This window comes from Paraburkholderia sp. (genome assembly GCF_047605525.1).
GTDB lineage: Bacteria > Pseudomonadota > Gammaproteobacteria > Burkholderiales > Burkholderiaceae > Paraburkholderia.
On the sequence record NZ_JASGFN010000001.1, the window covers coordinates 154,065 to 167,190 of the forward strand.

Below are 13,126 nucleotides of genomic sequence, written 5' to 3' on the forward strand. Positions count from 1 at the left end.
GAGAGCGATCGAGCATAGCACCGTAGGCCGTTTACTGCTTTACCGCATGAGCACGCCCAGTCAGCTTTTCGTGTCGACCTGGTCGAGCCATTCGCCGAACATGCGGCGCGCGGCGGCTTCGAGCGTCGGACCGAATTGCGCGGTATCGGCACGCAACCGGCACGCGTCGATGCGGCGGCCGGCCAGCTCGCTCGCATTGCCGATCAGCCACGGCTCGAAGCGATCCGTGCGAATCTCGGGGTGACACTGCAAACCAAGCACGTGATCGCCCCACGCGAACGCCTGGTTCTCGCAGGCCGGCGTCGACGCGAGACGCGTGGCGTTGGTGGGAAGATCGAAGGTGTCGCCGTGCCAATGCAGCATCGACGTAGACGCGCCATCCAGATGACGCAGCGGCGACGCGCGGCCGGCATCGGTCAGCGTGAGCGGCGTCCAGCCGAGTTCGGCTTGCGCGGCCGGATAGACACGCGCACCGAGCGCCCGCGCGATCAATTGCGCACCGAGACAGATGCCGAGTGTCGGCAGACCGGCCGCGATGCGCTTTTCGATCATCGCGAGCAACGGCACGAGCGTCGGATAAAACGTATCGTCAGTTGCGCTGATCGGGCCGCCGAGCACCACCATCAACGACGCGCCGACCGGATTCGGCGCCTCGATACGGGCCACGCCCACATCGAGATAACGAACCGGGCGCCCGCGCTCGCCGAGCACGAGCTCGAGACTGCCCAGATCCTCGAAATGCACATGGCGAATGGCCAGTACTTCGTGATTCATCGGCCTGCCCCACCTTCAGGTTAGCTCGCAACTCGCCGCGGTATGGCGCCCGCCGGCTGACAGGCGGTTCGTGCCGCCCGCCGCGGCCGGCAGGTCATGGTAGCGGATTGTTCCGGAAAACGCTCCGTTATTGGGCGAAGATTTTCCAGGTTCTCTTCTGGGTGGTCATGTCCGCGATTTCGTATACGGAACAGTCGAGACGCAGATTGGTATCCGACATGTTCTGCTCGAGCAGCGTGCAGCGATGCGGCGTCTTCTTCGGATTCTTGCTCGGTTCGAAATATGCGCAGCTCAGGCACATACGGTGCGCCGGAATCGTGTTCTGCGCCTCGAGTTGATGGATGGTTTTGAGCAGCGTGCGGTAGAACACGACCTGTTCGTCTTCACGCAACGTACCGACAGCCTTGCTCAGAAAGTCCGGCCACTGCACGGCGCGTTTAGCCGCGGTACGGCCACGCCCGGTCAGACGGACAGCGAGCGCACGGCCGTCGTCGAGCGCGCGGCGCTTTTCCACGAGGCCCTTGGTTTCGAGCGTGCTCACCGCATCGCTCGTGGTCGCGGCGGTCAGCGCCGTTTCGCGGGCAATTTCGCCGAGACGCATCGGCCCTTTACGCTGCATCAACAGCACCAGAATTTCACCCTGGGTCGGCGTGAGGCCCGCGCCTTCCGCCCATTCCCAAGCCTGGCTTCGCATCGCCGTGCTCAATCGCAGCAGGCTGTGCGTCACTCGCCCGGGTGCCTGTTCTCCGTATACGCCTTCGCTCATAATCTTCAATTCGTTTATTTGCCGCTTTCGTGCGATACCGGCAATCTGCTTGCCGGCCGCGCCCGCTACGTGTGTGGGGTAGCTTCGCCCAACTGCCGACGAAACCGTTGCTTCTACTATCTCAAAAATGTGCCGCCTTGCAAGCCACAAGGCCACGAAAAACGACATTCTATGCGAGAGCGCCAAATCGCACAGCTAACTTTCCCAACGCAAGCTGTGGATAACCGGGGGAAAACATAGGGATAGCCTGTGCAGCGTTTTTCGACGACTATCCGCAACAGGCTGAACCCTTCACCGCCAATGCCCCGCCCAAGGCCGCCGGCACGCTTTTATCCACCCGTTATCATTTTCACAGCGCGTTGACTTTGCAAGGGATTATCAGTTGTCCACAGGCTCGGGCAATGCCGGTTAACGACTACTACGCTCATACGCGCTCATATTCGTAAACGTTTGGAAAGACCAGAAGTGCCGCGCGCTCAAAATTTCCTGAAAGTTTCATTACGAAAAAAACCCGCACACGGCGGGTTTCGTTGCAACGTCACGCACACGTGATGGATGCGGACAGATTTTGCGCGGACTTCGCGGCTAGGCCCGCCATTGCAGACACTGCTGCCGCACCGCTTCGTGCAAGGATTTTTCCTGCGCAAACACGCTGCGCAGCCACGTCGCGTCGTTGACCTGGCCACGCGCAATCGCACCGATTTCGGCAAGCGCGTTGACCGAACCCAGCGCCTGGGCATGCGGCGCGATCAATTCAAGCGTCTCGAGGATATCCTCCGAAATGGTCTTGCGCTCGCCCGTTTGCGGATTGATGCAGGTGCCGCCGAGCCCGAAGCGGCATGCTTCGAAGCGGTTGAATGTATAGACGAGATAGTCGTCTTCTTTCGGCGTAATCGGTTTGTCGAGCAGCAGATGGCGCGCGAGCGTCTGGATGTAGCAGGCGATCGCCGCGGCGCGGTCCACCGAGAACGGCGTATCCATCACACGTACTTCGATCGTGCCGAAACCGGGTTTCGGCCGGATGTCCCAGTAAAAATCCTTCATGCTGTTGACCACGCCGGTGTGGACCATCTTCGAGAAATATTCCTCGAAGCTGTCCCACGTAAGCACGAACGGCGCGCGGCCCGACAACGGAAATGCGAACACAGAATTGAGCCGCGCCGAATGAAAACCGGTATCGACGCCCTGCACGAACGGCGACGACGCGGACAACGCGATGAAGTGCGGAATGAAGCGCGACATCGAATGCAGCAGATACAGCGCGCTGTTCGGATCCGGGCAGCCGATGTGCACGTGCTGGCCGAACACCGTGAACTGCTTCGCGAGATAGCCGTACAACTCGGAAAGATACTGAAAACGCGGCGTATCGACGATCTGCCGCTCGCTCCATTGCTGGAAAGCATGCGTGCCGCCGCCGCACAGGCCGACGTTCAGATGATCGGCCGCGGACACCAGCGTGTCGCGAATCTTGCGCAGATCGGCGACGGCCTGCTCGTGCGACGTGCAGATGCCGGTCGACAGCTCGATCATGCTTTCGGTGATTTCCGGCGTGATATTGCCGGGAATTTTTTCGTCCTTGATGAGGCGCAGCAGATCCGTGCCGGCCTTGGTCAGATCATAGTCATGCGTATTGACGATCTGCATCTCCAGTTCGATACCGAACGTGAACGGTTTCGAATCGATGAAGGGTTCGAGTGACATGGCGTCCCCTGAGTCAGGTCGTTTTTGAAACTACTCCTCGCGCCGTTCGGCGACGAGCGCGAGACTGCGATACACGAGCCACGGCCCGAGAATCTGCAGCACGAAAATCGAACACATGACGATCGCGCGCAGTTGCGGATCGAAATTCGGATACAGGTTGTACGTATCGTCGACGAGCAGATAGGCGAGCGCTGACATCGGCGATAACGACAGGCCGAGCGCCACCCCCTGCTTCCAGTTCAGACCGCTCGGCCTGGCGAACGCGAGCACGCCGACCAGTTTCGCGACGAGGCGCGCAACAATCAGGCCCAATGCCGCGACACCGCCGAGCGCAATGTGCTTCCATTCGAACGAGGTCAGCGTCAACACGAACAGGATCACGGTCAGCAGCCAGCCGGCCGTGCCGAAATGTTGCGGCCACAATTGCGGACGCGCTTCGTGGTTCTTGACGATGATGCCGGCGGCGAGCAGCGCGAGAATCGTCGACAGCTTGAACAGATGCGCGACGGCGATCGCGAGCAATACGAGACCGAACAGCGCGACGAACGAATGCTCGTCGTGCATGTTCAGACGGCGATAGAAAAACGTGCAGGTGCGCGCAAGCAGATACGCGAGCACGAGCGAGCCCACCAGCAGATACAACGGCTGCAGGATGGTCGCGAACACATTGCCGTAAACCTCCTGATGCAACCAGCTCGACACGAGCTTTTCGATCACCACCGCGTACATGCTATTGAGCGCGGTCAACGTCAGAAGACGCTGCGTGACCTGGCCTTCGGCGCGCAATTCGGTTTTCAACTGGATCACCATCGCGGGCGACGTCGCCATCGCGATCGCCGCAAGCACGGTTGCCACCATCAGCGGCACGTTCAGAAACAGCAGAACCGGCAGAACGAGCACGAAAGTCAGCGTCGCTTCGGCGACGCTCGACAGGATCAGCCACGGATTGCGGCGAATCCAGCGCAGATCGAGCCGGCTGCCGAGTTCGAACAGCAGCAGACCGAGCGCGACATCGAGCAGCGGCCGCGCGGCGCTCGCGGAATCCGCATCGATGACGCCGAAGCCGGCCGCGCCGGCTACGAGGCCGATCACCGCATAACCGGAAATACGCGGCAAACGCCACGCGCGATAACAGAGCTCGCCGCACAAACCGGCGGCAAGCAATGCAAGACCCGCCCAGAAGATGGCGTCGGGTGAAAGCGGCCACGCTGGAAAAAACGAAAACGCCGAATTCATCGTGATGGGTTCTCCCTGGCAGCAACGGCAGACGACACGAACCGGCGCACACGCACGCCGGCGAACGAGCGAACAGTGAAGGCAGGTTCGCTGTCGCAATCGCTTCGCGAAGTCAGCGTTGCGAGTTTCAATGATCGGATGATCGGAATGCGCCGCGGCCGTAAAGAACCGCAAGAGCCGGCAGATTCACCGATGCGGCCTGGCAACAGCAACCGGAACGGAGAAAGAACGCCGTCGACTTTGAATCAGATTCTGTTTGATCGGCACCGTTCCGTTGCTGCACGTGCCGCCAGACGCGGAGGCACGACGCGGAAAAAGAACGGCGATTGTGCCATAGCTTTTTCTGTCCAGACCGAAAAGACGCCAGGTCGCAGGCAAAACGGTAAAAAGGTACAACTTCTTCATGGCGACGGAAAAAGCGACCTTGCGTTGCGTTAACCGATGCTAACCGGCCCCGCAGTTTGCGCATGGCGGATGTGTTTTTCATGTGCGTTGGCGAACCTCGATAAGCAGAGTCCGACGACGTTTTGATGGAGTTCAGCCGGGCGGGAGAGCTGGCGTTAGCCCGGGCTTTGCTGTTTACCGGTTTACCGTATGTATACGTAGTAACAGTTAACAAGCTGCCTCCGTTTCTGTGGATAACTCCGGTTTACCGAAATGAATCAGCCATTTGTCGACCGCATAACCGGATGCACAGCATGTGCGGGAGCGGCAGGTATACGCGGGCAACTTTTTGCCGTTTTTCGCGGAGCTCGAGTTACCCCGTTTACGTCCACAACGGTTCCACACGACTTGCGCCGGTTAACTGCGTGGTTGTCCACAGGTTGCGGTGGATAACCGGGATAACCGCGGGTGCCGGTTAACGTGAGCGGTTAACCGACCGTCCGCTGCCGTAACGCACGCAGCAGAAAACGTGCGGGGTCGATGTCCTCGGCGAGATCGCGCTCGAGCGGCCAGGGCTCACCTTCGATCTGCGATGCGATCAACTCCGCGCCGAGCGCGGCCCACACGAGACCGCGGGATCCATATGCGAACGCGCCGTACAGACCGTCGCTGCGAGGCAGATCGAGCGGCCATGCGCCGCGCAGGCGCGCGGCATCGCGGGCGGCCGCGGTTTCGTCGGCGAACTGGCCGATCATCGGCATGCGGTCGCTCGTCACGCAGCGGAATGCAACGCGGCCTGCGAACCCGGCAAGCGCGTCCGGCCGCGTCGTATCGAGTGTGCGAGAGAACGCCGGCAACATCTGCGTGACGCGCTCGATGTTTTCCCGATGACCGTCCGCGCGCAGCGACGTGTCAGGGTCATCGAGTTCATAGGTGGCGCCTGTCAGCGTGACGCCGTTCGCGAGCGGCACCGCGTAGCCTTCGCCGATCACCGGCAGCGCGAGCGGCGCAACCGTGCCGGGCGGCAGCAGGCTCAACTGGCCGCGAATGCTGCGCGTCGGCGCATGGCGCAACCCCGCGATGCGCGCGGCTTCGTGCGCGCCCGCGACGATCACGACCGGGGCGCGCGCGACCGCGTTGCCGGCGATATCGAAGACGGTCCATTGATCGCCGGAACGTTCGAGCCGCGCGACGTCGACACCGAAACGCCGTTCGAGCCCATCACCCGCCGCGGCGAACTGCGCCGCGCAGAGCGACGCCGGATCGATCCAGCCGCCGCGCGGAAAGAACCAGCCGCCGCGTGCGAGCGGCGTGCCGGCGAGCGTGCCGGCTTCGGCGGCACAGACTGGTGTCACGTAGCCGGATGGATAGCGGAACGTGGCGATCGCGTCGCCGATCGCGCGCGCTTCGTCGTCGTCCGCGGCGATCTGCAGCAAACCTGCTGCGCCGCGCGCAAGTCGATGACCGGCCCGTTCGAGCGCGTCCCAGCGATCGAGCGCATACAGGAAGCCCGCACGCGTGACGCGCGACGCGACACTGTCGTCGCGGGAAATCATCGGGTGGAATACGCCGGCCGGATTGCCCGACGCATTCTGCGCGACCGATGCATGCCGTTCGAGCGAGGTCACGCGCCAGCCCCGCGCCGCGAGCCGTTCGATGACCGCGCAACCGGCGAGCCCCGCGCCGATCACGACCGCGTGCCGTTCTTCGTGCGCGAACGGCGTGGGGGGTTCGTAGCGACGCACGCGCCAGCGCGGCGCGAAACGGCCGACCAGCATCGCCCGCTTCCAGCCGAAGCCGTCGACCTTGCGATACTCGAAGCCGCATTGCGTCAACGCGCGCTTGACGTCGCCGGCACTGCTGTAGGTGGCGAACGTCGCGTCCTCGTCCGCGACACGCGCGAGCGCCTTGAAAATCGCCGGGCTCCATAGCTCGGGATTTTTCGCCGGTGAGAAGCCGTCCAGATAGAACGCGTCGGCGCGCAGCCGCAATGCGGGCAGGGTCTCGGTCGCATCGCCGAGGATCAGCGTGAGCACGACGCGGCCGTCTTCGAATTCGAGCCGGTGCGTGCCGGGCACGAGCATCGGACATGCGTTCGCGAGCGTGTCGGCGAGTTGCGCGATCAGCGGATCGGAGAGTGTCATCGCATGGACGCGGCGCAAATCAGCGGCGCTAAACGGATGCTTTTCGGTCGAGACGAAATGCAGCCGCTCGCAACGCGATGGATCCGCGCGCCACGCGGCCCACGTCACGAGAAAGTTGATGCCCATGCCGAAGCCGGTCTCGAGCACGGTAAACGCGCGGCGGCCCTGCCATCGTTCGGGTAGCGCATTGCCGCGCAGAAAAACGTAGTGGGCCTGCTCGAGCGCGCCGACGGCACTGTGATAGATATCGTCGTAGAGCGGCGAAAACGGGCTGCCGTTATCGCGAAAAGCGAGGACGGCGGGGATCAGCGGATCGGTCATGCGCGGCGAAAAAGGACGCTCGAAAGAGCGGTTTCGGGTCGTTGACGTCAGCGCTCGCGGCTCGCGAAACGCCGGAAAAGACAGCTACGGGTGCTTGCTGCGTTGGTAAAAACCAACGTCAGGCCCCGTCGGTACTGGGTTTCAGGCCTCAAATGGGGGTCCTGGAGCGCGAAAATTTCGATTTCCTTGCAATAACGGCCCGAGAACCGTGCAATTCTTCGAAACCCTTATCCTGATTGGGTTTGCGCTGCGCTATCATAGCAAGCGCCGCGAAGGGTGCGGCAGCACGGCCGCCGTACTGTTATCTGTGCGGCGCGACAGATCCCCGGGATCAGGGCCGCAGCTGCTCGACGGCGCGGTACGCGCACGTATAATCGGCGCGTTCGCGCTGTTCGTATCAACCTAAACTCAGAAAGGAACCTTAATGAACAAACAGGAACTGATCGACGCTGTCGCAGGACAGACGGGCGCCAGCAAGGCTCAAACCGGCGAAACGCTGGACACGTTGCTTGAAGTGATCAAGAAGGCTGTGTCGAAGGGTGAAGCGGTCCAGTTGATCGGCTTCGGTAGTTTTGGTTCGGGTAAGCGCGCAGCGCGTACGGGTCGCAATCCGAAGACCGGCGAAACTATCAAGATCCCGGCAGCCAAGACCGTCAAGTTCACGGCAGGCAAGGCGTTCAAAGACTCAGTCAACAAGCGCTAAGCAGACGCCTGCCAGGCAGTTGACGCAGCGAGAAACCCGCCAATGCCAACGGCGGGTTTTTTTTCGTCTGTACGGTGTGGCGAATTAAAGAGCGCTTCGCCTAGTCGCGACGATGCACGATCTCGCCATGACCATGCCCGCAATGCTCGCAGTCATCGCCGTGCTCGTGGTCGTGATGATCGTGGTCGTGATCATGATCGTCTTCGTCGAAGTCCCACGTAGGGAATGGATCGGCGAACTGCTGCCAGCCTTGCGGGCCGAGCGCGTATTCGTCGTCGGTGACGAGGCACGCGTCGAATTTCGCGCGCCACAGCGCGGGATCGATATCGACACCGATCAGCACGAGTTCCTGGCGACGATCGCCGATGCGCATGTCGTCCGGATCGCCGTACCAGTCGGCGGCGATTTCGGCGGCGAGCTCGTCATCGCCTTCCGGCCATTCGCCGCGGTCCTGCGCGGCCCACCACATACCCGCCGGACCATGCCGGCAGGCACCGCCCGCCTGCGATAGCGAGCCGGCAATGTCGTTGCGCGTCGCGAGCCAGAAGAAGCCCTTGCTGCGCAGCACGCCCTGCCATTCCTGATGCAACAGCTCCCATAGCCGCTGCGGATGAAACGGTCGGCGCGCGCGGTAAACGAAATGGCCGATCCCGTATTCGTCCGCTTCGCTGTGGTGCTGGTGGCCGTGCTCATCTTCATGCTCGTGTTCGAGCGACGCGAGCCAACCCGGCGCGCCCGACGCCTCATCGAAATCGAAATGGCCGGTGTTGAGCACCTGGTCGAGCGGCACGTTGCCGAAACGGCTCACGACCTGCACCGCGCGCGGGTTGATTCGCGCGAGGATGTGCCGCAGGCGCGCGAGTTCGTCCGCGCTGACGAGATCGGCTTTATTCACGACAAGCACGTCACAGAATTCGATCTGCTCGATCAGCAGCTCGACGATCGTGCGATCGTCTTCTTCTGTAGCCGCGATGCCGCGTTCGGCGAGCGCATCGGCCGAGCCGTAGTCCCGCAGGAAGTTGAACGCGTCGACGACCGTAACCATCGTGTCGAGCCGCGCAACGTCGGAGAGCGATGCACCGTCGTCGTCGACGAAAGCGAAAGTTTCGGCGATCGGCATCGGCTCGGCGACGCCGGTCGATTCGATCAGCAGCGCATCGAAGCGCTTTTCATCCGCGAGGCGGCGGACCTCGTTCAGCAGATCGTCGCGCAACGTGCAGCAGATGCAGCCGTTCGACAGCTCGACGAGCTGCTCGTCGACATGCGACAGCGCGGCGGCATTGCGCACCAGCGTCGAATCGATATTGACGGCGGCGAGATCGTTGACGATCACCGCGACGCGCAACCCGGCGCGATTCGCGAGGATATGGTTCAGGAGCGTGGTCTTGCCGGCGCCCAGAAAACCGGAGAGCACGGTGACGGGCAATAGCGGCTGGTTCATCGCGATACGGAAAAACAGGAAGATTGGAAGGCGTGCCGGGCTCGGACTGCATCAAACGATGCGGCCATTGCGTCGTGAAAACCCGCAAGAGCCTTAGCGGCAGTATGAAGCCGCATTGTGCATCAAAACGGACGCGCGCCGCGCGAGCATGTCAGGCAGCAACGCGGCGTCTGAAATCGGCCGACGGAAAAAACAGCGGGAGAGAAAGGAATAGCAGAGCGAAAAGCGGAAGGAAGGAGACGGAAAAACTGCCGCGCGTTAGCGCGCGGGCGGCATCAGTTTCCAGCTACGCAGGATCGCGGCGATCTGCTGCGCGTACTTGTCGCGCAGCGTCGGCGTTTCCGAGTGATATGCGCCGACCGCCTGCCACGTATTGCCATATTTATTCATTTGCCGGCGCAGATGCCACGCGGCGATATAGACGTTCTTGCACGGCTCCATCAGCGTACCTTGCGAGATTCCGTATTGCGCGAGCACGGGCAGATGGACCGAGTTGATCTGCATCACGCCGTAATCGGTCGAGCCGTTTGCGTTCTTGTGCTGCGCATCCGGCCGGTTGTGCGATTCCTGCCAGGCAATGGCTCGCAGGATCAATGGGTTAACCTTCTGATATTTAGCCGCCTCATCGAAACAGTCGGCGCGCGCGGATCCGGCTGCTGCGAGCAGCGCCAGGGCGGCGGCGGTGACGAACTGACGTTTCATCGATCAATAGGACTGAAGAATCTCGAAGTAAGGATCGGTAAGGCATTTTGCCAGCCGCATTCCGGCCGCAAGGGCCTGCTGGCTGGGGATTTGTCGCGCATCGGGGAAAACCCGCGTCGGCAAACTCATAACAGCAGGACGAACGGCTCGTATCATACCGGCAGTCCGATCTGCGTCCAAGTTGGCTAACCGACATAAGCCAGCACAAATCCGGATGCTGCTGTTCGCGCCCCATGCTGGTTGGCTTTCAATTGAATGACATCAGCGCGGTTTTTCAACAGAAATCGCGCGCGGTCGTTTGTTTTGTTTCAAATCAGACATGAAAAACTGTTACTGTTCGTGCTTTTCGGACGCTGGGAGTGCTGGCGCTCGAAGCGAAATTCGCTTCTGAGACAGGCTGGCAGCCCGACTGGGCGGTGGCTTGCCGCCGGGTCCACGTCGCATGACCGTCGGCAGCAGCGGCTGCCGACATCGATATCACATTCCATGAGAAGAAATTGTATGGCTTTGCGTCGCGTGGCAACGGCGCTGCTGGTGGCTGGCCTGATCACCGCGCAGACAGCACAGGCAGAGGTGACACTGAATTTCGTGAACGCCGACATCGATCAGGTCGCCAAGGCGATCGGCGCTGCAACCGGCAAGACGATCATCGTCGATCCGCGGGTGAAGGGACAACTGAACCTCGTCTCCGAAAATAGTGTTCCCGAGGACCAGGCCCTCAAGACTTTGCAGTCCGCTCTGCGCATGCAGGGCTTCGCACTGGTACAGGACCACGGCGTGCTGAAGGTCGTGCCCGAGGCCGACGCCAAGCTGCAAGGCGTGCCGACCTACGTCGGTAATGCGCCGACCGCGCGCGGCGACCAGGTGGTCACGCAGGTCTTCACGCTGAGGAACGAATCGGCCAACAACCTGCTGCCGGTGCTGCGCCCGCTGATTTCTCCGAACAATACCGTCGCGGCCTACCCTGCCAACAATACGATCGTCGTGACCGATTACGCCGACAACGTGCGGCGCATCGCGCAGATCATCGCGGGCATCGACAGCGCGGCGGGCCAGTCGGTCGCGGTCGTGCCGCTCAAGAATGCGAACGCGATCGATATTGCGCAGCAGATGAACAAGATGCTCGACCCGGGCTCGATCGGCAGCACCGACGCGACGCTGAAGGTCTCCATCTCGTCCGATCCGCGCACCAACTCGCTGTTGATCCGCGCCTCGAACGCCGCGCGCCTTGCCGCCGCGAAGGAACTCGCGAAGCAGCTCGACACGCCGACCACGATGCCCGGCAACATCCATGTCGTGCCGCTGCGCAACGCGGACGCGACGAAGCTAGCGCGCACGCTGCGCAGCATGCTCGGCAAGGGCGGCGGCGAAAGCGGCTCGTCGGCCAGTTCGAACGAAGCGAATTCGTTCAACCAGAATGGCAGCGGCGGTGGCGGCGGTCTGTCGGGCAGCAATTCGACGGGTACGTCCGGTACGCCGCCATTGCCGTCGGGCGGCCTCAGCAGCAGCTCGATGTCCTCGCCGATGAGCGGCGGCGCTTCCGGCTCGAACGGCAACAACGGCGGCTTCCTCGGCGGCGACAAGGACAAGGGCGGCGAGGACCAGGGCGGCGGCATGATCACGGCCGATCCCGCGACCAACTCGCTCATCATCACCGCGCCCGAAGCAACGTACCGCAACTTGCGCGCGGTGATCGACCAGCTCGATGCGCGTCGCGCGCAGGTGTATATCGAGGCGCTGATCGTCGAGCTGAACTCGAACACGAGCGGTAACCTCGGCATTCAATGGCAGGTCGCGAACGGCAACCTGTTCGCCGGTACCAACCTGGCGGCCGGCACGGGCAACAGCATCATCAACCTGACGGCCGCGGCGGCCGCGGCCGGCACGACCGGCGGTCTCGCGACGGCGCTGGGCAACTCGGGCCTGCAACAGGGCTTGAACGTCGGCTGGATCCACAACATTTTCGGCGTGCAGGGCCTCGGCGCATTGCTGCAGGCGCTGTCGCAGACGGCGGACGCGAACGTGCTGTCCACGCCTAACCTGATTACGCTCGATAACGAAGAAGCGAAGATCATCGTCGGTACCAACGTGCCGATCCAGACCGGTTCGTACTCGAACCTGACGAGCGGCACGACGAGCGCGGCATTCAACACGTTCGACCGCGTCGACATCGGTCTGACGCTGCACGTGAAGCCGCAGATCACCGACGGCGGCATCCTGAAGCTGCAGCTCTACACGGAAGATTCGGCGATCGTGAACGGCACGAACAACGCGTCGACGAACCCTGCGGGGCCGGAATTCACGAAGCGTTCGATCCAGTCGACCGTGCTGTGCGATAACGGCGAAATCATCGTGCTCGGCGGCCTGATGCAGGACAACTACCAGGTCAGCAACAGCAAGGTGCCGCTGCTCGGCGACATCCCCTGGCTCGGCCAGCTGTTCCGTTCCGAACAGAAGACGCGCGACAAGACTAACCTGATGGTGTTCCTGCGCCCGGTCATCCTCGCCGATCGCGACACCACGCAGGCCGTCACGGCGAACCGCTACGACTACATCCAGGGTGTGCAGGGCGCGTACCGTCAGGACAACAACATCATGCGGGACCGTGACGATCCGGTCGTGCCGCCGATGCCGCTCGGCCCGAGCCAGGGCGGGGTGCCGGCGCTGAACCTGTTCGACCTGAACCAGATGCGCCGTCAGCAGATGGCGCCGCAGCAAGCACCGCAACAGGTTCCTCAACAGGTACCCCAGCAAGTACCCCAGCAAGTACCCCAGCAGGCCGTGCCGCAAACTGTGCAACCCGCCCAGCAAGCCATGCCGCAATCCGTGCAACCGGCCCAGCAGGTCCCGCCACAGACGGCGCCGGAACCGCTCACCGTCACGCCCGCCGACAACGTCGTGCCGAGCACCGTTTCGCCGGGAGCGCATCCGTGACGCAGACGTCCGCGCAAACA

Annotated in this window: 10 protein-coding genes; 3 read left to right on the forward strand and 7 right to left on the reverse strand. The window is 62.3% G+C overall.

Annotation, left to right across the window (positions count from 1 at the left end; genetic code table 11):
- Positions 1–60: 60 nt before the first annotated feature.
- From QM685_RS00750 to QM685_RS00765, 4 genes are all read right to left on the reverse strand, one after another.
- Positions 61–774, reverse strand: a complete 714-nt coding sequence (locus QM685_RS00750; RefSeq protein ID WP_415111939.1) for a glutamine amidotransferase — start codon at positions 772–774, stop codon at positions 61–63.
- A gap of 127 nt (positions 775–901) precedes the next feature.
- Complete coding sequence (locus QM685_RS00755; protein WP_415112298.1) at positions 902–1,540, reverse strand: MarR family winged helix-turn-helix transcriptional regulator; 639 nt, start codon at positions 1,538–1,540, stop codon at positions 902–904.
- A 585-nt stretch (positions 1,541–2,125) separates the two neighbouring features.
- Positions 2,126–3,241: a YbdK family carboxylate-amine ligase gene (locus tag QM685_RS00760; RefSeq protein ID WP_415111940.1), complete on the reverse strand. Its 1,116-nt coding sequence runs from the start codon at positions 3,239–3,241 to the stop codon at positions 2,126–2,128.
- A 30-nt stretch (positions 3,242–3,271) separates the two neighbouring features.
- Positions 3,272–4,477, reverse strand: a complete 1,206-nt coding sequence (locus QM685_RS00765) for a cation:proton antiporter (protein ID WP_415111941.1) — start codon at positions 4,475–4,477, stop codon at positions 3,272–3,274.
- A 75-nt stretch (positions 4,478–4,552) separates the two neighbouring features.
- On the opposite strand from QM685_RS00765, the gene QM685_RS00770 reads away from it, so the two are divergent.
- The gene (locus QM685_RS00770) at positions 4,553–4,915 is read left to right on the forward strand and encodes a hypothetical protein (protein ID WP_415111942.1); all 363 of its coding nucleotides are present in this window, start codon (positions 4,553–4,555) and stop codon (positions 4,913–4,915) included.
- A 434-nt stretch (positions 4,916–5,349) separates the two neighbouring features.
- Here the strand turns inward: QM685_RS00770 and mnmC are convergent, their stop codons facing one another.
- Positions 5,350–7,326 (reverse strand): bifunctional tRNA (5-methylaminomethyl-2-thiouridine)(34)-methyltransferase MnmD/FAD-dependent 5-carboxymethylaminomethyl-2-thiouridine(34) oxidoreductase MnmC, encoded by a 1,977-nt coding sequence (gene mnmC, locus QM685_RS00775; protein ID WP_415111943.1) that lies wholly within the window; start codon positions 7,324–7,326, stop codon positions 5,350–5,352.
- 424 nt (positions 7,327–7,750) lie between these two features.
- Between mnmC and QM685_RS00780 the strand changes: the two genes are divergently transcribed.
- Positions 7,751–8,029 carry an HU family DNA-binding protein gene (locus QM685_RS00780; protein WP_075303500.1) on the forward strand — a complete coding sequence of 93 codons (279 nt, stop codon included), beginning with the start codon at positions 7,751–7,753 and terminating at the stop codon, positions 8,027–8,029.
- 100 nt (positions 8,030–8,129) lie between these two features.
- On the opposite strand, the gene QM685_RS00785 is transcribed toward QM685_RS00780, so the two are convergent.
- Together QM685_RS00785 and QM685_RS00790 are read right to left on the reverse strand one after the other, a co-directional pair.
- Entirely contained in the window at positions 8,130–9,470 is a 1,341-nt protein-coding gene (locus QM685_RS00785; protein ID WP_415111944.1) for a GTP-binding protein, read from the reverse strand.
- A 258-nt stretch (positions 9,471–9,728) separates the two neighbouring features.
- Positions 9,729–10,172 carry a lytic transglycosylase domain-containing protein gene (locus QM685_RS00790; RefSeq protein WP_415111945.1) on the reverse strand — a complete coding sequence of 148 codons (444 nt, stop codon included), beginning with the start codon at positions 10,170–10,172 and terminating at the stop codon, positions 9,729–9,731.
- Positions 10,173–10,673: 501 nt separating this feature from the next.
- Here QM685_RS00790 and gspD point away from each other — a divergent pair.
- Positions 10,674–13,106 (forward strand): type II secretion system secretin GspD, encoded by a 2,433-nt coding sequence (gspD, locus tag QM685_RS00795; RefSeq protein WP_415111946.1) that lies wholly within the window; start codon positions 10,674–10,676, stop codon positions 13,104–13,106.
- Positions 13,107–13,126: the final 20 nt, after the last annotated feature.

Coding starts and splice junctions, on each gene's coding strand:
- gspD (WP_415111946.1), top strand. CDS start 10,674: ATGGCTTTGCGTCGCGTGGCAACGGCGCTGCTGGTGGCTGGCCTGATC.
- QM685_RS00755 (WP_415112298.1), bottom strand. CDS start 1,540: ATGAGCGAAGGCGTATACGGAGAACAGGCACCCGGGCGAGTGACGCAC.
- QM685_RS00760 (WP_415111940.1), bottom strand. CDS start 3,241: ATGTCACTCGAACCCTTCATCGATTCGAAACCGTTCACGTTCGGTATC.
- mnmC (WP_415111943.1), bottom strand. CDS start 7,326: ATGACCGATCCGCTGATCCCCGCCGTCCTCGCTTTTCGCGATAACGGC.
- QM685_RS00790 (WP_415111945.1), bottom strand. CDS start 10,172: ATGAAACGTCAGTTCGTCACCGCCGCCGCCCTGGCGCTGCTCGCAGCA.
- QM685_RS00750 (WP_415111939.1), bottom strand. CDS start 774: ATGAATCACGAAGTACTGGCCATTCGCCATGTGCATTTCGAGGATCTG.
- QM685_RS00785 (WP_415111944.1), bottom strand. CDS start 9,470: ATGAACCAGCCGCTATTGCCCGTCACCGTGCTCTCCGGTTTTCTGGGC.
- QM685_RS00780 (WP_075303500.1), top strand. CDS start 7,751: ATGAACAAACAGGAACTGATCGACGCTGTCGCAGGACAGACGGGCGCC.
- QM685_RS00765 (WP_415111941.1), bottom strand. CDS start 4,477: ATGAATTCGGCGTTTTCGTTTTTTCCAGCGTGGCCGCTTTCACCCGAC.